Genomic DNA, 22,931 nt, shown 5'->3' with positions numbered 1-22,931 from the left:
GGGAGCGGCGTGTGCTCGTCAGGACCCGCTCATCCCACCCACACATGCAGCAGAAGAGCCGAAGTTTCATCGTCCAAGCGTGAGTTTTGTCGGCTCTCCTGACGCTTCCGTGGGTCGCCACGCGCCGCTGTCCCCCCACCGCCCGCAACCCGGCCGCCGGACCTGACCCACCACCCGGCTCGCCCCGTCGCTGCCGCTTGCGAACCCCATCATCGACCGACGCAACAGTCCGCCGACGATCCCGGAGGGCGACCCATCGATGCGTCGCAGGAGCAGTCTTGTTCCTGCGGGCCGTCAGTCGACCGGCTTGACGCCCTCGCGGTGCCGGCGCGCCAGCTCGGCGTAGTAGGGCGCGTTCGTCTCGACCCAGAACGCCGCGCCGGTGCCCTCGATCGGCTTCTTGACCTGCGCCGGGCTGCCGGCGGCGAGAACGCCGTCGGGGATGTGGGTGCCGGGGGCCACGAGCGAGCCGGCCGCGACGAGGGAGCCCGCGCCGATGGTGGCGCCGTCGAGGACCGTCGTGTCGTTGCCGATCAGGCCCTTCTCGCCGAGCGAGTCGCCGTGGAAGACGCAGGCGTGCGCGACGGTCGAGTTCCTGCCGATCTCGACGACCACGTCAGGTCCGCCGTGCACGACCGAGTTGTCCTGGATGTTCGCGCCCTCCCGCACGATGATCGTGCAGATGTCGGCCCGCAGCACGGCGCCGTACCAGACGCTCGCACCCTTCTCGATCCGTACGTCGCCGATCAGCGTCGCCGTCGGAGCGACGAACGCCTCGGGGTGGACCTGCGGGGACTTGCCCTCGAACTCGTACGCAAACACGCGACGAGGCTAGTGGCAAGGTCAGCTGGCGGTTCCGAGGAGGGCCTCGACCGCATCGACGTACGCCCGTTGCAGGCAGAGGAGTGAACGAACGACGTCGGCGAGCTGATCGAGCTCGTCGGGACCGAAGCGGAGGTCGCCCGCTGAGGTGAGCTCAGGAAGATCCTTGGCCAGGGCCCGGATCGCCGAGGTTTCTCGGCGGTGGAGTCGGTATTCCGCGGCGACGGTCGTCAGTACGTCGCGCATCTCCGACCGGCCGCGCTCGTCGGCGCCGGCAGTCGCGGCGATGGCGGCGTCGAGCCAGATGCGGTCGTCGGGCTCGCTCTCCTCCAGCGCGTCGGTCACCAGGGTGAAGAGGTCCATGTGGCCGCGACCCACGCCGCCGGGTGAGTCCCCTCGTGCCGGTCGAACGCGATACGACACGCGCGAGCGATGAAGTGGTCGGCCCGCTCGGACTCGCCGGCGTCGAGTGCTCGTGCCGCCTTGTCCAGGAGGTTGGCGGCCGCCTCGTGGGCAGCCCTGCTGATCGGCTGCATGGACTTGCCGGAGGCACTGAGCACGTCGCCGAACGCATGGCCGGGCTGGCGGGACAGGTAGTCGGCGAACTGCTGCTCGGCGTCGGTCACGCCGTACAGGCTAGGCGGACGCCGTCACAGCGTGAACCAGGTGACGAGCAGGCCCTCGGAGCAGCGCTGGCAGCTGGCCACGGTCCCACCGCAGTGGCGGATGTGGGTGATCAGCAGCTGGAGCTGGTCCCGGGTCGTCGTCGAGGTGTGCCAGGTCATCGCCCACCCCTCCTTCCGGTCCCTGTGCTCACCGTCGAGCACTCTTCGATGGTGCGCCTCGCCCACCCCTGTGCGCGCCCCCCATACCGGTGAACGGGATAGTCCTTTCGGGGGACCTGGGGCCCGTCCGACCGGTGGCGGTACGACGTCAGCCGGTGATGTCGCGTCCGATCAGCCGCCGCGCGACGATCCACTGCTGGAGCTCGTTGGCGCCCTCGAAGATCTCCAGGATCTTCGCGTCGCGGTACATCTCCTCGAGCCGCACGGACTCCCCGGTCTCCCCGACCTGGCGGGCGAAGCCGACCGCGCCGTGGACCTGGATCGCCTCGCGGACCAGGTCGTTGGCGAGGCGGGTGCCGTAGGCCTTGGCCATCGCGGCCTCGGGCTCGGCGGTGCGGTCGCCGCGGTCCAGCAGGATCGCCGCCTTCTGGTAGAGGCTGCGGGCGCACTCGAGCTCGGTCGCACGCTGCGCCATCTGGAACTGCCAGTGCTGCATCGCGCCGAGCGGGCGGCCGAAGACCTCGCGCGTCTGGAGGCGGTGGACGGCGAGGTCGAGCGCGGCCTGGGCGACGCCGACGCCAGCGGCACCGATGCCGATCCGCCCCCGGACGAGGGCGCCCAGCGCCACCGCCATGCCACCGCCCGGCTCGCCGAGCAGGCACTCGCGCGGGACGTGGACGTCCTCGAGCACGATGTCGGCGGTGATCTGGCCGCGGTGGCCCATCTTCAGGTCCGGGGTGCCGATCCGGACGCCCGGGCTGGAGAGGTCGATCAGCAGCATGTGCGCACGCTCGCCGTCCCGGCCGGCCCGGACGAGCATCGAGACCCAGCCGGCGACCACGCTGTTGGTGATCCACCGCTTGCGGCCGTTCACGACCCAGCCGTCGACCGTCTCCTCCGCCCAGGTGCCGAGCCGGGTGGCGGTCAGGTCGGAGCTGGTCTCCGGCTCGGTCGTCGCGAACGCGAAGGCCTGCTGGCCCGAGACGAGGTCGGGCACGAGCCGCTCGCGCATCGCGGGGGTCGCGTGGGCGAGCGTGGCGGGCACGAGGATGCACTGGCCGTCGTACACGCCGGCGAGGGAGGACGACTCGTAGGCGATCTCCTCGGCGACGGTGCAGACGCCGAGCATCGGGTGCTCGATGGTGCTGTAGGGCTCGCCGAACGGGATCCCGAACAGGCCGTCGGAGGCCAAGCCGCGGAAGGCGTCCCACGGGAAGCTGTCCACCGACTCCTCGCGGCTGCCGATCTCGCGGGCGACCGGCGCGACGTGCTTCGCGACGGAGGCTCGGGCCCGCGCGCGCAGCTCGACGATCTCGGCGGGGAGGAAGACGTCGTGCGACATCCGGTCCTGGGTGCGGGCGACGGTCATCGGGCTTCTCCTTGAAATCGGACGGTCGTACGATTCCGAGCATAATCGGACGATCATCAGATTCGCTAGGGTGGGCCCGTGGAAGCTCCGGAGACCAAGGCCGCGCGCACCCGCCGGCGGATCCTCGCCGCGTCGGCGCACGAGTTCGCCGTCCACGGGTACGGCGGCGCGAGCCTGCGCCGCATCGCCGACGCCGCGGGCCTCAAGGTCGGCAGCCTCGCCTTCCACTTCCCGACCAAGGACGACCTCGTCGCCGCCACCCTGGCGGACGGCGTGGAGTCGGCCCGGGCCGCGCTGAAGGAGGCGATCGCCGCCGTACCGGACGACGCGGAGCCGGTCGAACGCCTCCGGGCAGCCGTCCACGGCCACCTCGCCGCGCTGCACGCCAGCGACGACCGCGCGGCTGCCGTGGTACGGATGGTCGAGACCCTCCCGGCGGAGCTGCGGGCCGCGCACGCCGACCACGAGCGGCGCTTCGCTCGCGTCTGGCTCGACGTGCTCAGCCGCGGCCGCAAGGAGGGCGTGGTGCGCGACGACGTCGACCTGCGGGTGCTGCGTGACCTGGTGGTGGGTGCGCTCAACAGCACCTCGACCGCGAGCCCGAAGGCGCACCCCGACCTGCGGGCGGTCGAGGCGACCGTCGTGCGGTTGGTGGCTCCCGCCTAGGAGCCGATGTGCTGGGACTGCGCGGAGTGCCAGCGCGCCACGGCTTCGGCCCGGTTGGCGGCGCCAAGCTTGCGCAGGATGTGCTTCACGTGCGACTTCACGGTGCCCTCGGAGATCGAGAGCCGGCGGGCGATCCGGTGGTTGGTGTCGCCCTGCGCCATCAGCTGGAAGACGTCGTACTCGCGCCGGGTCAGCTCGACGTCGCCGACGTGCGGCTCGGGCCCGCGCACCGGTGAGCCGCCCTGCCAGGCGTGGGGCGGGATGAAGCCGGGCGTCGGGCTGGGGGAGGCGCCGTGCTCGGCGTACCCCTGCAGGCCGAGGCCGATCTGGCGCACCGTGGCCCGCATCTGCTCGAGCTCCTCGGCGAGCAGCGCCCGCTCGAGCGCGAAGCTGAAGCCCTGGGAGAAGACACCGATCAGCTCGGCGTCGAAGTCGGTGACCTCGCCACGGTGGAAGAAGCGGTCGCCGTGCACGAAGCCGAGCAGGCGCTTGCCGGGCATGATCGGCGCGGCGACGTAGGACCGGGAGGCGGACGCGTCGGCCACGGCCTGGTGGACCGCCTCGCGCTCCTGCACCCGGGTGACGAGGATCGGCTTGCAGCGGCGCCGGGCCTCGTCCTCGGGAAGGCCGTGGACGAGCGGCACCGGGTGCGCGCGGCCTGCGGCGAGGATCTCGGCGCCCCACTCGGAGTCGCCCTCGAGGTGGACGAACTCGGTCATCCACGTGTTGTTCTCGACGCGCGACACGATGGAGCGGTCGAAGCCGAGGCGGCAGACCGCCTCTGCGCCGGCGGAGATCAGGCCGTCGACCGTCTCGACGTCACGCAGGTCGGCGAGGGTCTCCCGGACCAGCCGTACGACGGCGTCGCGGTGCCGGACCTGCGCGGTGCGCACGATGCGCTCGTTGCGGATCATCCGGTGCATCAGGTCGTCGATGTTCGCGCAGTCGATCCGCTCGGCCAGGGCCTGGCCGTCGGAGAACGCGGTACGGATGCTCTGCCAGCCGCTCTCGAGGGCCGCGGTGGCTGCGTTGAAGTCGGTGATCTCGTCGATCGGCGGGATCGAGTCGGGTCCGAGCAGCTGCTCGGCCTCGTTCAGCACGGCCTCGAACTCGTCGAGGGCACCGTCCCCGAGGTGCTCGGCGAAGATGCTCGGCCGGCGTCCACCCCGTTCGGCGTGCGATGCGTTCCCCATGTCGTCCACCCCTTCTCGCGCCGCGGTACGCCCTGCCTGGCGTGTGACTCGCGTCATAGAGACAACAGCCTCAAGATAGGCGAGGTCACGGGCGTTGGGAACGTCTCGCACCCCCAGCGGGGGGCCAAATCCCCCCAAGGTGAGAGCTGCCCACCCCCCAGGGGGCACGCGCCCGGCCGAGCCCCGCACCTACCGTCGGGACATGACGAAGGTGGACACCGGCGGGTGGGTCTGGACGGTGGTCGGAGCCGGCTACGTGCAGGCGTCGGGCCTGCTGCTCGTCGGCCTGGCAGCCGACGTGCTGCCCGGCGCGCGGGGCGCGGTCGGGGTCGACCTGGTGGCCTCCGACAGCTTCCGGCCCTGGGGGATCGCGCTGGTCGCCCTCGGCCTGGTCTCCTTCCTCGGCTGCTGGTTCGTGTGGCTCGGCCAGTCCTACGGGCCGCTCTCGCTCGTCGTCGCCGGTACGGCGGGCACGGTGGTGCTCGCGCTGGTGGGCTCGTGGGTCGCGCTCGTCGTACCGGTCGCGATCGCGGTGGGACTGCTGCTCCTCCTCGTGACCCCGGCGCTCGACCACTTCCGTTCCTCCGAGGGCGTGGCCTGATGGCCCCGCTCGTCGTCGGCGGCGCCTCGCGCGGCTTCTCGGTCCTCCTCATCGGCGGCGTCGTGCAGCCGTGGGTGGGCCAGCTCCTGCCCGCGCTGGGCTACGTCTGGCTGCTCCTCGTGGCGCTCGCCGCCTTCGCATGGGCCGCGCGGCCACGCGCGGTCTCCGGCGCGCAGCCGCCGGCGCTGCGCCTGGACCGCGCCGTCGTCGGTACGGCGGCCGCGCTCGGCTCGTACGCGCTCGTCCTCCCGCTCGTGCTCTCCGTCGCGGATGCCGTGCCGTGGACCCAGCTGCTGCTCACCAGCCTCACCGCGCTCACGGTCGGTGCCCTTGTCGGCGGCCTGGCCCCGGCGCCCCGCACGGCCTGAGCACCTGGGTCCGGGCCGTGCCCGATGGGGGGATGAATCCACCCCCCACTGTGGATGTCGGGCCCCACCCGCGGACGTGACGATCGACACATGACGACCAGCACGCCGGAGTCGCCGTCACGGACGGTCGGCCAGACCCTGCGCTCGGCCCAGGCCCCGCTGCAGCAGGTCGGCGAGATGATCCAGCTGCTCGGCCGGGTGCTCCGCTCCGCGGTGCGGGAGCCGCGCGGCTACTGGGGCGACGTCCGGGACCAGATGTACGACACCTTGCGCCTGTGCTGGGTGCCGATGATGTTCTCCTGCTTCTGCTTCGGGTTCGGTGCCCCGGGCCTGCAGGCGGGCAACCTCTACATCCTCTTCGGCATCCCCGAGCGGCTCGGCTCCTTCTTCGTGATGGCGAGCGTGCGTGAGTTCGCGCCGTGGATCAACGCGATGGTCGTCGCCGGCGTCATGGGGACGGCGATCACGGCGGACCTCGGCGCGCGCCGGATCCGCGAGGAGATCGACGCGATGGAGGTGCTCGGCCTCGACCCGGTGCGGGTGCTGATCCTGCCGCGGGTCATCGCGGTCACGATCATGACCGGCCTGATGGACCTGATCGCCCTGGTGTTCGGCGTCCTCGGTGGGTACGTCGCCGCGCTGCAGCTCGGCGCGTCGAGCTCGGCGTTCAATGCGAACTTCTTCGCCAACGCCACCACCACCGACGTCTGGGCCAGTGTCGTGAAGACGACCCTGTTCGGCCTGATCATCTCGGTCGTCTGCTGCTACAAGGGCTTCACCGCGAGCGGTGGACCGGCCGGCGTCGGCCGCGCGGTCAACCAGGCCGTGGTCATCGCCTTCGCGGCCATCTGGTCCTTCAACTTCGTGTTCACGACGATCCTGCTCGGGCTGGCGCCCGAGATCCAGGTCTACCGCTGAGGCTGTGCGATGACTCTTGCTCCCGAACGACCCGACCCCACCGGCGGACCGGCCGACCGCTCCGCCGAGGTCGCCGACTCCCTGCGCCGGGCCCAGGGCGGCATGCGACCGAAGACCTCGGCCGTCGACTCGTTGAAGTCGGGGTTCGCCACTGCGGGCGACATCGTCCGGTTCTCCGGCAGCGTGGTCCGCAGCTTCCGCGACGTACGCCTCTACAGCACCGAGGTGCTGCACCAGGCCGGCGTGCTGATCCTCACCAGCGGCCTGATCATCTGGGCGATGCAGGGCGTGATGGGCACGGTCTGCGGCCTCGAGGCGAGCTACACGCTCAAGCAGATCGGTGCACCGCTCTACTCCGGCATCTTCAACGCCTTCTGCTCCCTGCGCGAGATGTCGCCGTACATGTGGGGCTACATCTTCGCCGCCAAGGTCGGCTGCGGGCTCGTCGCCGAGCTCGGCTCGATGCGGATCTCCGACGAGATCGACGCCCTCGAGGTGATGGGCGTGAAGTCGAAGGCCTACCTCGTCGGCACCCGCATCCTCGCCGCCTGGATCGCGATCCCGTTCCTCTACACCGTCGGCCTGGCCGTCATGTACGTGACGATGTACCTCGTCACGGTCGTCCAGCTCGGCGGCGTCTCGCCCGGCGGGTACCTCTACATCTTCTGGCTCTACCAGAACCCGCTGGACTTCCTGTACTCGCAGATCAAGGTGCTCAGCTACGGCACCGCGATCGTGTTCGTCGGCTGCTACTACGGCTTCAACGCGAGCGGCGGGTCGGTCGGCGTCGGCCGCGCGACCGCCAAGTCGATGATGATCAACATGGTCCTCATCCACGTGCTGGGGGTCCTCACGACGCAGCTCTTCTGGGGTCTCAGTCCCAATGCCCCCATCGCCAACTAACCAGGCACCCAGCCAGCACGAGGAGTGCGTCATGACCAGTCTCGCCGAGCCCACCCGCGCCCTGGGCGCTGACGGCACCGTCGCCGCCGACGGCACGCCGCACACCATGGAGGTCCGGGGCGTCCACAAGACGTTCGGCTCGTTCAAGGTGCTGCAGGGCCTGGACCTCAACTTCCAGGACAACGCGATCACCACCGTGCTCGGCCCCTCGGGCACGGGCAAGTCGGTGCTGATCAAGCACCTGGTGGGGCTGCTCGAGCCCGACGAGGGAGATGTCGTGATCTTCGGCAACAACCTGTGGAGCATGACCGAGCACGAGCGCTACGAGATCCGGAAGTCGATGGGCGTGCTGTTCCAGGACGGCGCGCTGTTCGGGTCGATGAACATCTTCGACAACACCGCCTTCCCGCTGCGCAAGCACACCGACAAGAGCGAGGACGAGATCCGCGAGATCGTCCTCGCCCGGCTGACCGAGGTCGGCCTCGACCGGTCGTTGCACAAGTACCCGAACGAGGTCTCGGGTGGCATGCGCAAGCGCGCGGGCTTCGCCCGCGCGATGGTGATGGAGCCGAAGATCGTCTTCTTCGACGAGCCCGACTCCGGCCTGGACCCCGTCCGCACCAGCCTGCTCAACGACGTCATCCTCGACATGCACGCCCAGCACGGCGGCACCTACCTGCTCGTCACCCACGACATCCGTACGGCGCGCAAGGTCTCCGACTACGTCGGCCTGATCTGGAAGGGTCAGACGGTCCACTACGGCCCGGCCGCCGAGGCCTTCGAGCACGACGACCCATTCGTGCGCCAGTTCCTCAGCGGTGACTCCGCCGGCCCCCTCGGGATGGACTGACACGTGCCGCTCTCCCGTTCCTCCCTCCTGTTGCGGACCGCGCTGCCGCTGGCCGTGGTCGCCGCCGCGAGCCTGGCCGCGATCGGCCGCGACGGCTACCAGGTGCAGGTCACCCTCGAGTCCGCGACCAACGTGGTGGAGGGATCTCCCGTGCAGGTCAACGGCTTCGACGCCGGCCGCGTCGAGAAGATCGAGGTCGTCGACGGAGCCGCGCGCCTCACGCTCTCGCTCGACGACGACATCGCCCCGCTGCACTCCGGAGCGGTGGTGCTCGTCGGCTGGAAGGCGACGCTGAGCGAGCGCCTCGTCGAGGTCACCGACGGGTCGGGCAAGAACGCCGAGATCCCCGACGGCGGCCTGCTGCCGGGCACGATGCCCGCGCCCACCGAGATCGACGACGTGCTCAACAGCCTGGACGCGAAGACCCGCGCCCACCTGCAGTCCCTCTTCGGGAACCTCGGCGAGGTGCTCGCTGGCAAGGAGGGTGACTACGCCGCCACGATCCGCACCGGCGGTCCGGCACTGCGCGAGCTCGGGCAGCTCCTCAAGGCGCTCGGCACCGACGGGCCGGCGATCAAGCACCTCGCGCAGCGGCTCGACGACCTGCTCGGGATCGTCGCCGAGCGCGACTCCGAGGTGCAGTCGGTGGTCTCCTCGTTGAGCGGGCTGACCGACCGCGTCGCAGGCCAGCGCACCCAGCTGCGGGCCACGTTGAAGGCGCTGCCGGGGACGCTGCGCCAGGCGGACCGCACCCTGTCCGACGTACCGGGGGCGGTGGACGACGTCGTCCCGCTGCTGCAGGACCTCGAGCCCGCGACCGCCAAGCTCGGTCCGGTGGCGAAGGACCTCGCGCCACTGCTGCAGGACCTCCGTCCGCTGTCGGCGGACCTGCGCCCCGCGCTCGGCAGCCTCGACTCGCTGCTCCAGGTGGCCCCCGGCCTGTTCGACACCGTCGGCGCCGTGACCCCGCAGACGCGGTCGGTCCTCGGCGACGTCCGCGAGCCGATTGCCTTCCTGCGGCCCTACACCCCGGAGGTGGCGGGCTTCTTCAGCACCTGGGCGTCGGCGTTCTCCAACTACGACTCCAACAGCAACTTCGCGCGGATCCACGGTCAGGCCGGGCTCACGTCGCTCAACGAGAACCCCGGCGTCGTACCGCCGGGCGTCACCTTCGACCCCTACCCGTCCCCCGGCGAGATCGTCGGGCAGGGCTGGACGGACGCCAACGGGAGTGAGCTGGAATGAGCGCCACCCAACCCACGAGCCACGCGCTGCGCACGGTCGCGAGCCGCGCGCGGGTGGCGGTCGTCGTCTCGGTGCTGCTGGTCCTGAGCGGCCTGGTCGCGGTCAGCCTCGTCAACGGGGACGGTGACAACCGGCTCATGCTGCGGGCGACCTTCGCCGATGCCAGCCCGCTGCTGGAGGGCAACGACGTCCGCCTCGGCGGCGTCAAGGTCGGCACCATCGCCTCGATGCGCATCGTCGAGGGTGGCGCCGAGGTCACCGTCGAGCTGGACAGGGCAGCGCTCCCGGTACACCGCGACGCGCGGCTGACCATCCGTCCGGTCTCCCTCCTCGGGGAGCGGTACGTCGAGCTCGACCGCGGCAGCGCGGATGCACCGGTGCTGACCGACGGAGCCCGGCTCGGGCTGGCGCAGACCGGTTCCAGCGTCGACCTCGACCAGGTGCTGAACACGCTGGACGACCCGACCGCTGAGGGCCTCGCCGCCCTCGTCGGCACCCTGGGCGAGGGTCTCGACGGCAACGGCCCCGAGGTGCAGCGCGCGTTGGCCGCCCTGGCGCCGGCGATGCGCGACACCCGCGGCATGGCGCAGACGCTGAAGCAGCAGAACGCCACGCTGTCCGCGCTGGTCGACTCGCTGTCGAAGGTCGCGGCCGGTGTCGCCGACGACAACGGCAAGAGCCTCGACCGTCTCGTCCAGGCGTCGGCGACGATCCTCGGCCGGACCCGGGCGAACGAGGCAGCCTTCCGCTCGCTGCTCCAGCAGCTGCCCTCGACGATGCGCACCGCCACGAGCACGCTGCGCCAGCTCGAGGGAACCGCGGACGCGGCGGCCCCCACGTTGCGCGCGCTGCGACCGACCACCAGCGACCTGAAGGACATCAGCAAGGAGCTGCTCGGTTTCGCCGACGCCGCCGACCCGGCCCTGGCCGCGGCCAACCCGGTGCTCGAGAAGGCCGACGCCCTCGTGCGCAACGCCCTGCCGGTTGCCCGCCTGCTGCGCCAGCAGTCGCCGGCGATCCTGAGCGACGTCCGTTCCCTCGACCCGCTGACCCGCGACCTCGTCGGTGACTTCAGCGCGGTGATGGAGTTCGTCCGGGGCTGGGCTCTCGCGACCAACGGCCGGGACGGGCTGACCCACTACTTCCGCGCGGGCCTGGTGCTCACGGAGTACTCCGTGACCGGCCTCCTCCCCGGAGGGAGGCTGCCGACGGCCGGATCGCCGGCGGCAGGCTCGGACGACAAGCAGCCGCGCTCGTCCGGCGCAGCGTCGCCGAAGCCGGGCGGCGGTCTCGTCCCGGGCCTGCTCGGCGGTGTCGGCAACCTGCTCGACGGGCTGTTGTCCCCGCGTACCGACCGGACCGGTGGTGTCACCGGCCTCACCCCCCGCCAGGAGAGCCGCGCGCTCGACCTGCTCCTCGGAGGTTCCTGACATGTCCGCCATCGCCCGCAAGGAGCGCAGCCGGTCCCGCTCGGTGCGTGTCGGCGCGCTCACGCTCGCTGGTGCGGCCGCGGTCACCGCCTTCGCGCTGACGGCCCAGAACGGCATGCCCGACTACGTGCCCGGTGTCTCCCGGACGTCGGTCGAGGTGCAGTTCGAGGACGTCGGTGCGCTGCGCGCCGGCGACGACGTCCGGATCGCCAACGTGCGCGCGGGTTTCGTCGACTCGATCGAGCTCGTCGACGGTGCGCCCGTCGTCACCCTGGAACTCGACGACGGCCGCAAGGTCTACGACGACGCGTCCGTGACCATCGGAGCGCGCTCCGCGCTCGGCCAGAAGTACGTCGAGCTCGACCCCGGGACCCCGGACGCCGGTGTCCTCGCCGGTCCGATCCCGTCCCAGCGCGCCAGCGGAACCGTCGAGCTGGACGCCGTCCTCGACACCCTCGACGCGAGGACCCGCCAGGCGACCGGCACCGCGCTGCGCAACCTCGGCGGCGGCTTGGCGGGCCGGGGGGCCGACCTCAACGATGGCCTGGGCCACCTCGAGAAGGACCTGCGGGGCGTCGGCACGATCGCCGAGGCGCTGGACTCCGGCGAGGGGGCCGACCTCACGGCGCTGCTGCGCACGACCGCGACGCTGGCCTCGGCACTCGACGGCCAGCAGGAGGACCTGTCCAGCCTGGTCCGCGACACCGGCGCCACGCTCGACACGCTGGCGGTCGACAAGGGTGCGCGCATCGACGAGGCCCTCCAGCAGGCGCCGGACACGCTGCGCGACGTGCGCGGGGCGCTGAAGTCGCTCGACGGGCCGCTCGCCGACACCCGGACCGCGGTCGTCGCGCTCCGGCCCGGCGTGGAGGCGCTCGGCGCGGCCCTGCCCGACACCCGTGCCCTGCTGCGCGATGCGGTCGCTCCGTTGCGCAAGGTCCCCGGCGTCGCGGACGACGCCACCCCGGCCATCCGCGACCTGACCCCGGTCATGGCGCACGCGCAGCCGCTCGTCCGCGACCTCGGGACGCTGTTCCTGCGCGCAGAGCAGCCGCTGAACACCCTCTCGCCGTACTCGAACGAGGTGATCCTGTTCTTCCAGAACGCCGCGAGCGCACTGGGCCAGCGGGACCGGAACGGCGGCTGGCTGCGCTTCTACCCGGTGGTCAACGCCGAGAACGTCATCGGCAACGTGCCGATCCGCAACCCGCTGCTCCGACGCCAGCCGTACCCGGCGCCCGGTGAGGCCCCGGCCCACCTGACGAACGACGTGAGGGTCCTGCCATGAAGTCGCTCCACTCCTCCGCCCGGATCGGCGTGGTGATCCTCGTGGTGACCCTGCTCGTCTCGTTCGGGCTGTTCAGCAAGGACAAGATCAGCTCGTTGCTGATGGGCGGGGACACGATCGAGGTCCACTTCGACCGCGCGTACAAGCTGCGCGCCAACGTCAGTGAGGTGAAGGTCGCCTTCGTGGTGGTCGGCAAGGTGACCGGTGTCGAGCCCGACGGCGACGACGCAGTGGTCCGGCTCAAGGTCGACGGCGACGTGCTCGACAGGCTCGGTTCCGAGCCGACCGCGACGATCCGGCCGACCACGCTGCTGGGCGGGTCGTACTTCGTCGACCTGCAGCCGGGGGGCGACCCGGGTGCGTTCACCGCGGCGTCGATCCCGGTCGAGCGCACGACGGTCCCCGTCGAGCTGGACAAGGTCGCTCGCGCGGTGCAGCCGGAGGCCCGCCAGGGCGTCCGGGGCACGGTACGACGCCTCGACGCCGCCCTGGACGAGGACGGCGAGCGTGCGCTGCGCGACCTGGTCGCCACCGCCCCCGGTGCCCTGGACCCCGCCGCGGAGGTCTTCGACGCGGCCCAGGGCCTGCACCCGAACGAGGACCTCGCCGCTCTGACGTCGGGCATGGAGAACCTCGGCCGCGTGCTCAGCAAGGAGGACGGCCAGCTCGACGGCATCCTCGTTGACCTGGCGACGACCAGCCGGACCCTGGATCGTCGTTCGCCCGAGGTCGCCGCCGCCGTGCGTACCCTCCCGGCCGCGCTGCAGTCCACCCGGACCGGCCTGGCCGACCTCGACGGCAGCCTCGAGACCCTGCGCGAGGTCGCGGCCGACACCCGTCCGCTCGCGCGCCAGCTCGACGAGACGCTCGGCGTCGCCCAGCCGGTGCTCCGGGACGCGCGACCGCTGGTCGCCGACCTCCGTGGCCTGGTGCGGGACGCGCGACCGATGCTCGACGGACTGGTGCCGACCGCGAAGGGCGCTGACAGCGTGCTCACCGACCTGCGGGGCGACGTGCTGGACCGGGTCGACCGCAAGGTCATGCCGTGGCTGCACGCGAAGTACACCGGCAAGGGTCCGTACTCCCACACGTCGAGCGACAAGCCCACCTACGAGGAGCTGGCCTACATGTTCGCCACCCTGGACCGCGCCTCCGGCATGGTCGACAAGAACGGCCACGCGGTCGCCTTCCAGCCCGGCATCGGCAGCGGATCGGTCGGCGGGATCCCGATCTCCGTCGAGCAGATGTTCAAGGTGCTGACCGAGTCCTTCTACCTGAAGAACCCCGTGGACACGGTGCCTCCGGCCGGCAACCTGCTGTCCGGACTGCTCGGGGGTGGTCGCTGATGGACGTGCGTCGGCGCCTGAGGAAGAACTGGGAGCGGGTCCGCACGGAGCCCGGCCTGAAGAAGAACGTCATCGTGATGGCGCTGCTGCTCGTCCTCGCGACGGCCGCCGGCTCGTGGGTGCTGGGCAACCAGCGCTTCACGGCCCCGTGGGCCGACCGGTTCGAACTGGCCGCCGAGTTCGAGGCGGTGCCCGGCGTCGCACCCGGCAACGGCCAGGAGGTCCGCATGCACGGCGTGATCGTCGGCCAGATCACTGACGCTCGCGTCAACGACGCGGGTCGCGCCGAGCTGGTCATGTCGCTCGACCCCGGCCACCCGGTCTACGAGAACGCCCGGCTGGTGCTGCGACCGAAGAGCCCCCTGAACGAGATGTACGTCGAGATCGACCCCGGCGCCCCGCCGGCCGCCGAGGTGCGGTCCGGCGAGACGCTGCCGGTCACCAACACCGAGCGGCCGGTCCAGGTCGACGAGGTGCTCGGCCACCTCGACGACAAGGCCCGCGCTGCGCTCACCTCGCTGCTCTCCGAGGCCGACGTCGCGCTGGCCTCGGCCGACCGGACGCTGCCCGCCGGCCTCGACGAGACCGGCGACGTCCTCGGCGACCTCCGGCCGGTGCTCACCGAGCTCGAGAAGAGACGTGGCCGGCTCGCCACCCTGGTGACAGCGCTCAGCGACATCTCCGACGCGGTCGCCACCGACGACCACCGCCTCACCTCGCTCGCCGACGGCCTGAGCAGCACGCTCGGGACCGTCGCCGGCCAGTCAGGCGACCTTGACGCCGCGCTCGCCCAGCTGCCCGCCCTGGCCGGTCGGCTGCAGTCCTCGACCCGGGCGGTCAGCCGGCTCACCGAGCAGCTCGACCCCACCCTGCGCGACGTCCACGCGGCCACGTCCACCCTGCCGAAGGCGCTCGACCGCGTCGACAGCACCGTCCGCCGGCTCCGTACGACGGTGAAGGTCGCCCGGCCCACGATCGCCGACGCCCGCCCACTGGTCGCCGACCTGCGGCCCGCCGTCGCCGACCTTCGCAGCGCGATGCCGGTCGCGGCCCGCTCGACGGCCCGGCTCGACCCGGCGACGGCGATCCTCGTGAAGTACCTGCCGGACCTGGCGGCCTTCTTCGTCAACACCCACTCGCTGACCAGCATGCGCGACGCCAACGGTGGCATCCTCCGCGGCCTGCTGATGGTCAACAGCACGACCGTGCCGTCCGACGTCCTCGTCGGACTCGCGAAGAACTAGAGGGACAAGCACATGAGCGACACCGACCAGATCGGCCTCGAGCCGCGCAGCCGGATGCTGATCGTCGTGGCCTTCGCGGCGTTCTGCGGCCTGATCTTCGGCTTCCTGTGGACCCACTCCGGGGGCAAGCTGCCGGTCGTCGCGTCGACCGGCTACACCGTGCAGGTCGACGTCCCGCGGGTCGGCAACCTCGTCTACTTCTCCGACGTGATGGTCGCCGGCGTCAAGGTCGGCAAGGTCGCCGAGGTGAGCGAGCAGGGTGACCACGCCCGCGTCGTCCTCGAGCTCGACGACGCCGTCGTCCCGCTCCACGAGGGCGCCACCGTGCAGGTCGGCGCGAAGTCGCTCGTCGAGGAGTCCTTCGTCGAGGTCACCGACGGCACCGGTGCCGAGCTGGAGTCCGGCGCGGTGCTGGCCGCCGGCGCCGGCAAGGGGCCGGTCCAGCTCGACGACGTGCTCAAGACCCTCGATGCGCCGACCCGGAAGTCGGTACGGGCGGTGCTCCGCTCGCTCGGTTCCGTCGGGGACGGCAACGAGAAGGCGGTCGCCGACGCGATCCGTGGTCTCGGCGACCTCGGCCGCAACGGGACGACCGTGCTCGACGCCCTCGCCGCGCAGGGACAGGACATCAAGGGGCTGACCCGCAACGCGGCCCGCGTGCTGGCGGCGCTGTCGGAGCGCCGGACCCAGCTCTCGGCGCTGGTCGATGACGCGAGCACCGTCGTCGCCGCCACCGCCGGCCAGGCCGACGACGTTCGCGAGGTGATGCGGGCACTGCCGCCACTGATGACGACGGCGCGGGACAGCAGCGACGACCTGACCCGGTTGAGCACCGCGCTGGCGCCGGTCGCGCGCAACCTGACGGCGGCTGCACCGGACCTGACCCGGGCGCTGCGGCAGCTTCCTGCGACCAGCCGGGACCTGCGCGCCACGCTTCCCGCGCTCTCGCACGTCCTCGACCGTGCGCCGGCGACGCTGGACCGGGTGCCCGGGCTCGCGGACGACGTCGACGGCCTGATCCGGCCGGCCGAGGACGTGCTCGCCGACCTCAACCCGATGCTGGGCTACCTCGCGCCCTACGACCGCGACCTCGCCGCGTGGTTCACCAACTTCGCCCAGACCATCGGCCTCGGCGACGTCAACGGCAAGGCATTCCGGGTGATGCCGGTGCTCAACGAGCAGTCGTTCACCGGCTGGCCGTTCTCGACCAACATCGGTCCGCTCGATCGCTACAACCCGATGCCGGCGCCGGGGTCGCTCGACAGTCCCGGCCCCTACGGATCGGCGAAGTACCCGCGGATCGGGCGGGAGTAGCCATGCGGATGCGGGTCGGGCTCGGCGTGGTCGGGGCGGTGCTGGTCGCCGCCGCGGCGGTGCTGGGCCTTGCCCGGCTGGACGTGCGGACCAGCCTGACCTCCTTCCTCCCGGCGCACGACGAGCAGCTGGCGTCGTACCAGGCGGTGGGGGAGGAGTTCGGCGCCGAACCGGTCGTCGTCCTCGTCGAGACCGGCGAGCGTGCCGACCCCGTGCTGACCACCGACCGGATGCCCGGACTGGTGCGGCTGGAGGGCGAGCTCGCCGGGTTGCCCGGTGTCGCCAGCGTCTACGGACCCGGTACGACGCTCAACCAGGTCGCCGGCCGGGCCAAGGACCTGCTGTCCGAGCTGGTCGGGCGACGGGACGCGGAGATCGCACTGGCACGGGCGAAGGCCCATGCTCGCGGACTTTCGTCTGCGGGCGTGCGGACGGCCGGTGAGCTCGCGCGGACCCGCTTCGACGCGCGCTACGGACCGCTGCTCGTGTCCGGCATGGGCGGGGGACTGCCGACGCTCGGCAACCAGCGCTTCATCGACGGCGTCGTCTACGGCGACGACGGCAACCCGCGTGGACGCTGGCAATTCGTCGTCCCACGGCCCCAGACGGTGGCGATCCTCGTCCGCCCGTCGGCCGGCCTCGACGCCGCCGGACTGGCGCGCCTGGTCGACCGTGTCGACGGTGTCGTCGGAGGGCGGACACCGGACGGGACCACCACGACCGTCACCGGCACCGCGGTGATCGTGGCCGCGCTGTCGGACCGCGCCCTGGCGGACGCGCCCCTCCTCGCGGTCCTCGCCGTCGCGGGCCTGGCGCTCTGCTTCGCGGCCGCGGTGTGGATCCGGCGCTGGCACCGCCTGCTGCCGCTGGCCGTGACGCTCGCCGGCCTCGCGGTGTCGCTGTCCGTGTTCGGCTGGGCAGGCCGGCCGGTCACGCTCGGGATGATCGCGTTCGCGTCGGTGCTGCTCGGTGTCGGCTCGTACTACCCGACGTACGCGCTGACGGGGGCATCGCGGCGCACCGTCGTGGTGGTCGCCGGTGCCTCGGCCGGGAGCCTCGGCACGCTGGCGCTCTCGCCGATGCCGCTCGTGCACGACATCGGGCTGCTGCTGGGCGTGGGCGTCGTGGTGTGCCTCCTGCTCACCCTGGCCGTCTCCCCGATGGTTGAGGTGCGACGAGCTCCAGCGCAGAGCCTCGAGACCGCCCGCCGCGGTGCACCGGGGCTCGTCCGCGCCCTCGCCCTGCTGAGCATCGTCCTCGCCGCCTGGGGCTGGCGGGTCCTGCCCGACATCCCCGTCGTCACCGACGTCGACCACTTCGCCGGCGGCCTGGCCGCCCTCGACGACGCACGTCACGCGGAGGACGTCCTCGGCAGCTCCGGCGAGATCGACGTGGTGCTGCGCGGTGCCGACACCCTGACCCCGGCAACGCTCGCGTGGATGCGCGACGTCGAGGGGGTGATCGCTCGGCAGCACGGCGACGTGATGCGCGCGGTGATCGCCCCGACGACCTTCCTCGACTTCCTCGGAGACGAGCCGACGCAGGAGCAGGTCGACGCGGCGGTGCGGCTGCTGCCGTCGTACCTGTCCGGGGCGGTGCTCGCCCCCGATCGCTCGGTCGCCCTCATGACCTACGGCGTCCGGCTCGACGACGTCAGCGGACTCCAGGCCCTGCGGACCGAGCTGGTCCGGTCGCTGCCGGCCCCGCCCGACGGCGCCGAGGTGCAGCTCGTCGGCCTGCCGCTGGTGCTGGCCCAGGGCCAGGACCTCCTCGACGAGGACCGGTACACCGCCAGCCTGCTCGGCATCGCCGTCGCCGCCGCAGTCCTGCTGCTCGGGCTGCGCCGGCGCGCGGACGCAGTCCGCGCCGTCGTCGCCGCGCTCGTCGCCACCGGCTGGGGCTTCCTGCTGCTCGACCTCAGCGGGCGCGGTCTCGACCCGGTCACCATCGCTCTCGGCACGCTCACCGTCGCCGTCGGTGCGGAGTTCACCGTGGTCCTCGCCGAGGCCTCCCGGCAGGGATCCTCCGTGCTGGCGCGGACGGTCGGGCTGATGGCCGCGGCCTCGGCCATCGGCTACCTCGTCCTGCTCGCGTCCGGCCTGGCCGCCGTCCGCACCTTCGGTGCCGAGCTGGCCCTCGGTGTCGGGCTCGCCTACGCCGCGGCTCGGCTGGTGGTGGCCGCGAGCACCCACGTCGCCGCGCCGCCGGACGCCGCTGTCGTCGTACCCGTGCCGGAGAAGGAGCTCGTCGATGCCTGAACTGTTCTCACGACCCAGCCCGCGACTCGCCCTCGCCGGCGTCGCGGTGGTGCTGCTGACCGTGATCGGTGGTGGCGCCTGGTGGATGCGCCGCGGCCTGCCCGACGACGTCGCCGTGCGCGTCGGCTCGACCGACGTGACCGTCGGTGAGCTGAGGGACCGGATGGCCACCGTCGAGGCGCTGTACGGCGTCGCCGTACCCGACGACGACTCCGATGCGGACGCCTTCTGGCGCGACGCCGCCCACTCCGTCGCCGTCGGCCTGGTCCTCGACCGCGCCGCCGACGAGGCAGACGTCTCCATCTCCGGCCAAGAGGTCGATGCCTCGCTGCAGCAGGTGATCTCGTCGTTCTTCGGCACGGGGACCGCTGGCGAGGCTGCCTTCACCCAGGCCCTGGGCACCGCCGGCACCTCCGAGAAGGCGGTCCGCGACGAGTTGCGCCGCCAGCTGGAGGTCAACGCCCTCTTCGCCTCGGTGACCAGCGACGTCGCCTCGCCGTCCGCTGCTGACGTCGCCTCGGCGTACGACGAGCGCCGCTGCACCCTGCGCCTGCCCGAGAAGCGCCGCCTGCGCAACATCGTGGTCGCGTCCGAGGACGATGCCCGGGACGCGCTGCGCCGGTTGCGCAGGGGTGAGTCCTTCGCATCCGTCGTCGCGGCCCTCAGTATCGACGCCAGCACCCGCGACACGGCCGGCGACCTCGGCCTGGTCGCCAGGAGCGACCTCGAAGCCGGCTACGCGAAGGCCGCCTTCGGTGCCGCAACGGCCCAGCTCTACGGCCCCGTGCGGGGCGAGTTCGGCTGGAACGTCGGACGCGTCGAGGCCGTCCGGGCGGGCCGCGTGCCGACCCTCGAGGAGGCGCGGGACGGCCTGCGCCAGAAGCTCTTCTCCGAGGGCCAGAGCACGGTGTGGCGCCGCTGGCTGGGCAAGGAGCTGAAGGACGCCGACGTCCGGTACGCCGCCGACTACACGCCGAAGGACCCGCTGGCCCTGCCCAGCGACGGCCCCGGCGCGACTCCACCCGGCGGCACCTCCTCGGGCGGGTCCGCCCCGGCTGCCGGCTGCTGAGCACCCGGTGGAGCTCGCTCTTGCCGCGGTGGTCCAGCTGGCGCTGGGCGTCGGCCTCTTCTGGCTCGGGCGCTGGGGTCGGCTGGGTGCCGACCGGCTCGTCCCACGGCGCAGCGACGCTGCTGATCAGCGGCGCCGCGCGGACGCCCTCGCCCGCAGCGGGCTGTTCTGCCAGGGCATCGGCCTGCTGCTGATGCTCTTCGCCCTCTACACCTCGATCACAGCACTCGACTGACGGAGAGACACCATGAACAGCGACACCCCCTCCTTCGACGCGGACGTGGTGGTCATCGGAGCCGGGATCGCCGGCCTGACCGCAGCTCACCGGATCGCCGGGACCGGGCTCGCCGTCCGGGTCCTCGAGGCCGGCGCCCGTTCGGGCGGCCGGATCCGGACCGAGCCGATCGCGGACGGGTACCTGGAGCACGGCGGCATCTTCCACACCCAGCAGTACCACGCCTTCCGGCGCCTGGTCGCCGAGCTCGGACTGGCCGACCGGGTCAGCACGGTCCCGACCGGCTTCCACTCCCGGGTGCTGACGCCTCGCGGGTGGAAGCACGTCGACTACGGCAGCCTGCTCGGTCCCGCGACCTTCGGCGGGCTCTCGATCCCCGACCGGATCCGCGTGGCGGTGGCAGCCCTGCCCGCGCTGCGACGCCGGCCCCGGCGGCCGGAGGACTTCGGTGACCTCGTCACGATGCTCGAGCTCGACGACCGGAGCTCTGCCGACGCCGTGCCCGTGGACGCGGCGGACTACTTCACGGCAGGCCCGCACGAGTTCCTCTGGGGCACCGGCAGCTCGTCGATCTCCTACGCGATGCTCGCCCTCCAGCTGCACGTCTTCGCCGGTGAGCTCCGTGAGATCGACGGTGGTGTCGGACAGGTCGTCGACAGCCTCGCCGCCGGTCTGGACGTCCGCCACGGCGCCGAGGTCGCCCTGGTCGAGGAGGAGGGCGAGGGCGCCCGGGTGAGCCTCGCCGACGGCTCCACGATCGCTGCCCGGGCGGTCGTCGTGGCGACGACCGCCGACGTGGCGAACAAGATCTGGCCGACCGCACCCGCCGACGTGGCGAGCCACCTCGCGGGCGTCGACTACACGCGCATCGACTACGTGTACCTCCGGACCCGCGAACCGGTCGAGCTGCGCCTGGGCAGGCGTGCTCTGTCGATGGAGGTGATCCCGACCGCGACCCGGGGCGGTCGGACGATGGGTGGCATCTACCAGTCCAACGGGTGGGTCGGGGAAGGCGGACTGCTGCTGGTCACGGCCGCCAACGCCGCCGCCGGGAGGATCCCGGACGCCGACCTGGTCGACCAGCTGGAGGCCGACGCGGAGGAGCTGCACCCGGAGCTGCGCGGCCAGGTGGTCGAGCGGGTGCTGGTGCGTCACGAGCACTACACCCCGACGTTCCGGGCGGGGATGGTGCGCACCCTGGCCGCCGCGCGCGCCCAGCTCGGCGGCGGGGCGATCGACCTCGCCGGCGACCACATGGCCGCGCCCTGGGTCGACGGCGCGATTCGCAGCGGGGAGCTGGCGGCTGACCGCGTGGCGGCGCGCCTGCGGGCCTGACTGCCTCCGCAAGCCCGGAAGGGGCAGGACATCACCCCCGCAGGGAGATGTCCGGGGGTAGTGACGACGGCCACAGTTCAGGTGTTCACAGATGCCGGTCACCCGGCGAGCTAGGAGACCTGATGTACCCCGGAGCCTTCGCGCAGACCACGCCCGACAAGCCGGCGATCCTCATGGCCGACACGGGCGAGGTGCGCACGTACGCGCAGCTCGAGGAGAACTCGATCCGCCTGGCGCGGGCGCTGCACGACCACGGCCTGCGTCCGGGCGACCACGTCGCGTTCCTGAGCACCAACGCCCCGCAGGTCTTCGAGGTCTACTGGGCCGCGCTGCGCTCGGGCCTCTACGTCACCGGCGTCAACAACCGCCTGTCCGCCGACGAGGCTGGGTACGTCGTCGACGACTGCGGCGCCCGGGTGCTCGTCGTCAGCGCGGACGTCGCCGACACCGCCGTGGCTCTGGGCGAGCACACGCCCGGCGTCACCCTCCGGCTCGCGTTCGGAGGAGAGGTTCCCGGCTTCGGCTCGTACGACGACGCGCTCGCCGCGTCCGACCCGACGCCGATGGCCGACCAGCCCCGCGGCGCGGACATGCTCTACTCCTCGGGCACCACCGGCCGTCCCAAGGGCATCAAGCCGCCGCTGCCCCCGCGGCAGGTCGGCGAGCCCGGCGACATGTTCACCGCCGTCTTCGCCCCGATGTACGGCTTCGACACCCAGACGACCTACTACTCGCCGGCGCCGACCTATCACGCAGCGCCGCTGCGCTTCGGTGGCATCGTGCACGCCACGGGCGGCACGGTCGTCATGACGAAGAAGTTCGACGCCGAGACGACCCTGCGGATCATCGAGGAGCACCGGGTCACGCACGCGCAGTTCGTGCCGACGATGTTCGTGCGGATGCTGAAGCTGCCGGAGCGCACCCGGTTGGCCTACGGGCACGAGACGCTGCGGGCGATCATCCACGCCGCGGCGCCCTGCCCGGTCGAGGTGAAGCGGGCGATGATCGCGTGGTGGGGACCGGTGCTCCACGAGTACTACGCGTCGACCGAGGCCAACGGCATCACCCTGATCCGCCCGGAGGAGTGGTTGGAGAAGCCCGGCTCGGTCGGCAGGGCCGGACTGGGGATCATCCACATCTGCGACGAGGACGGCACGGAGCTGCCCACGGGCGAGGACGGGACCGTCTACTTCGAGCGCGACACCGCGCCCTTCGAGTACCACAACGACCCCGAGAAGAGCCGCGAGGCACGTCACCCCCGGCACGACGGCTGGACGACGACCGGCGATGTCGGGCACGTCGACGAGGACGGCTACCTGTTCCTCACCGACCGCAAGGCGTTCATGATCATCAGCGGCGGGGTGAACATCTACCCGCAGGAGGTCGAGAACGCCCTCGCCCTGCACCCGAAGGTCCAGGACGTCGCCGTGATCGGCGTGCCGGACGACGAGATGGGCGAGTCGGTCAAGGCCGTCGTCGAGCTGCCGCCGGGCATCGCCCCGAGCGACGAGCTGGCGGCCGAGATCATCGCCTTCGTCCGCGACCGGATCGCCCACTACAAGACGCCGCGCTCCGTCGACTTCGTCGACGCGCTGCCGCGCACCGACACCGGGAAGCTGCTGAAGAAGCAGCTCACCGCGGCGTACGCCGCCGTCCCGGCCTCCTGACCCACGCCACTGCCACCACCCCGAA

Annotated in this window: 23 protein-coding genes; 17 read left to right on the top strand and 6 right to left on the bottom strand. The window is 72.0% G+C overall.

Features of this window, described 5'->3' with window-relative positions:
- Nucleotides 1–294: 294 nt before the first annotated feature.
- From ASE20_RS16390 to ASE20_RS16375, 5 genes are all read right to left on the bottom strand, one after another.
- Complete coding sequence (locus ASE20_RS16390; RefSeq protein WP_056895612.1) at nt 295–822, bottom strand: gamma carbonic anhydrase family protein; 528 nt, start codon at nt 820–822, stop codon at nt 295–297.
- Between the two features lie 21 nt (nt 823–843).
- Complete coding sequence (locus tag ASE20_RS16385; protein WP_056895611.1) at nt 844–1,185, bottom strand: hypothetical protein; 342 nt, start codon at nt 1,183–1,185, stop codon at nt 844–846.
- A complete protein-coding gene (locus ASE20_RS16380) occupies nt 1,164–1,448 on the bottom strand; it encodes a hypothetical protein (protein ID WP_056895610.1) in 285 nt (94 codons plus the stop codon). Before ASE20_RS16380 ends, ASE20_RS16385 begins: the two co-directional genes overlap by 22 nt.
- Before the next feature lie 24 nt (nt 1,449–1,472).
- Nucleotides 1,473–1,607, bottom strand: a complete 135-nt coding sequence (locus tag ASE20_RS25870; RefSeq protein WP_257026870.1) for a hypothetical protein — start codon at nt 1,605–1,607, stop codon at nt 1,473–1,475.
- Between the two features lie 148 nt (nt 1,608–1,755).
- Nucleotides 1,756–2,976 carry an acyl-CoA dehydrogenase family protein gene (locus ASE20_RS16375; RefSeq protein WP_056895609.1) on the bottom strand — a complete coding sequence of 407 codons (1,221 nt, stop codon included), beginning with the start codon at nt 2,974–2,976 and terminating at the stop codon, nt 1,756–1,758.
- Nucleotides 2,977–3,054: 78 nt separating this feature from the next.
- On the opposite strand from ASE20_RS16375, the gene ASE20_RS16370 reads away from it, so the two are divergent.
- Nucleotides 3,055–3,642, top strand: coding sequence for a TetR/AcrR family transcriptional regulator (locus tag ASE20_RS16370; protein ID WP_056895608.1), 588 nt, complete (start codon nt 3,055–3,057; stop codon nt 3,640–3,642).
- Here ASE20_RS16370 and ASE20_RS16365 read toward each other — a convergent pair.
- The gene (locus ASE20_RS16365) at nt 3,639–4,835 is read right to left on the bottom strand and encodes a LuxR C-terminal-related transcriptional regulator (RefSeq protein ID WP_162261007.1); all 1,197 of its coding nucleotides are present in this window, start codon (nt 4,833–4,835) and stop codon (nt 3,639–3,641) included. The two genes, ASE20_RS16370 and ASE20_RS16365, sit on opposite strands and share 4 nt — an antisense overlap.
- A 202-nt stretch (nt 4,836–5,037) precedes the next feature.
- On the opposite strand from ASE20_RS16365, the gene ASE20_RS16360 reads away from it, so the two are divergent.
- From ASE20_RS16360 to ASE20_RS16285, 16 genes are all read left to right on the top strand, one after another.
- A complete protein-coding gene (locus ASE20_RS16360) occupies nt 5,038–5,436 on the top strand; it encodes a hypothetical protein (RefSeq protein WP_056895606.1) in 399 nt (132 codons plus the stop codon).
- Nucleotides 5,436–5,804 carry a hypothetical protein gene (locus ASE20_RS24795; protein ID WP_056895605.1) on the top strand — a complete coding sequence of 123 codons (369 nt, stop codon included), beginning with the start codon at nt 5,436–5,438 and terminating at the stop codon, nt 5,802–5,804. The genes ASE20_RS16360 and ASE20_RS24795 overlap by 1 nt, the downstream gene beginning before the upstream one ends.
- Before the next feature lie 90 nt (nt 5,805–5,894).
- Nucleotides 5,895–6,722 carry an MlaE family ABC transporter permease gene (locus ASE20_RS16350; protein WP_200952835.1) on the top strand — a complete coding sequence of 276 codons (828 nt, stop codon included), beginning with the start codon at nt 5,895–5,897 and terminating at the stop codon, nt 6,720–6,722.
- A 9-nt stretch (nt 6,723–6,731) separates the two neighbouring features.
- Nucleotides 6,732–7,625, top strand: coding sequence for an ABC transporter permease (locus ASE20_RS16345; RefSeq protein WP_200952834.1), 894 nt, complete (start codon nt 6,732–6,734; stop codon nt 7,623–7,625).
- A gap of 31 nt (nt 7,626–7,656) precedes the next feature.
- Nucleotides 7,657–8,475 (top strand): ABC transporter ATP-binding protein, encoded by an 819-nt coding sequence (locus ASE20_RS16340; RefSeq protein ID WP_056895604.1) that lies wholly within the window; start codon nt 7,657–7,659, stop codon nt 8,473–8,475.
- A gap of 3 nt (nt 8,476–8,478) precedes the next feature.
- On the top strand, nt 8,479–9,720 hold the full coding sequence (locus ASE20_RS16335; protein ID WP_200952833.1) for an MlaD family protein: 1,242 nt from the start codon (nt 8,479–8,481) through the stop codon (nt 9,718–9,720).
- Nucleotides 9,717–11,150: an MlaD family protein gene (locus tag ASE20_RS16330; protein WP_056895603.1), complete on the top strand. Its 1,434-nt coding sequence runs from the start codon at nt 9,717–9,719 to the stop codon at nt 11,148–11,150. Before ASE20_RS16335 ends, ASE20_RS16330 begins: the two co-directional genes overlap by 4 nt.
- Before the next feature lies 1 nt (nt 11,151).
- Nucleotides 11,152–12,438, top strand: coding sequence for an MlaD family protein (locus ASE20_RS16325; RefSeq protein WP_056895602.1), 1,287 nt, complete (start codon nt 11,152–11,154; stop codon nt 12,436–12,438).
- A complete protein-coding gene (locus ASE20_RS16320; protein ID WP_056895601.1) occupies nt 12,435–13,784 on the top strand; it encodes an MlaD family protein in 1,350 nt (449 codons plus the stop codon). The genes ASE20_RS16325 and ASE20_RS16320 overlap by 4 nt, the downstream gene beginning before the upstream one ends.
- Entirely contained in the window at nt 13,784–15,028 is a 1,245-nt protein-coding gene (locus tag ASE20_RS16315) for an MlaD family protein (RefSeq protein WP_056895600.1), read from the top strand. The genes ASE20_RS16320 and ASE20_RS16315 overlap by 1 nt, the downstream gene beginning before the upstream one ends.
- Before the next feature lie 12 nt (nt 15,029–15,040).
- On the top strand, nt 15,041–16,342 hold the full coding sequence (locus tag ASE20_RS16310) for an MlaD family protein (RefSeq protein ID WP_056895599.1): 1,302 nt from the start codon (nt 15,041–15,043) through the stop codon (nt 16,340–16,342).
- Between the two features lie 2 nt (nt 16,343–16,344).
- Nucleotides 16,345–18,600 (top strand): hypothetical protein, encoded by a 2,256-nt coding sequence (locus ASE20_RS16305; RefSeq protein WP_056895598.1) that lies wholly within the window; start codon nt 16,345–16,347, stop codon nt 18,598–18,600.
- Nucleotides 18,593–19,669 carry a peptidyl-prolyl cis-trans isomerase gene (locus ASE20_RS16300; protein WP_056895597.1) on the top strand — a complete coding sequence of 359 codons (1,077 nt, stop codon included), beginning with the start codon at nt 18,593–18,595 and terminating at the stop codon, nt 19,667–19,669. The genes ASE20_RS16305 and ASE20_RS16300 overlap by 8 nt, the downstream gene beginning before the upstream one ends.
- Before the next feature lie 7 nt (nt 19,670–19,676).
- The gene (locus ASE20_RS16295; protein WP_056895596.1) at nt 19,677–19,904 is read left to right on the top strand and encodes a hypothetical protein; all 228 of its coding nucleotides are present in this window, start codon (nt 19,677–19,679) and stop codon (nt 19,902–19,904) included.
- Between the two features lie 12 nt (nt 19,905–19,916).
- Complete coding sequence (locus tag ASE20_RS16290) at nt 19,917–21,239, top strand: NAD(P)/FAD-dependent oxidoreductase (protein ID WP_056895595.1); 1,323 nt, start codon at nt 19,917–19,919, stop codon at nt 21,237–21,239.
- Nucleotides 21,240–21,361: 122 nt separating this feature from the next.
- Nucleotides 21,362–22,906: an acyl-CoA synthetase gene (locus ASE20_RS16285; RefSeq protein WP_056895594.1), complete on the top strand. Its 1,545-nt coding sequence runs from the start codon at nt 21,362–21,364 to the stop codon at nt 22,904–22,906.
- Nucleotides 22,907–22,931: the final 25 nt, after the last annotated feature.

The sequence above is a fragment of the Nocardioides sp. Root240 genome (assembly GCF_001428825.1).
Taxonomy (GTDB): domain Bacteria; phylum Actinomycetota; class Actinomycetes; order Propionibacteriales; family Nocardioidaceae; genus Nocardioides.
The sequence above is the reverse complement of the archived record's forward strand: the minus strand, read 5'-3'. Positions and strand labels throughout refer to the sequence as shown.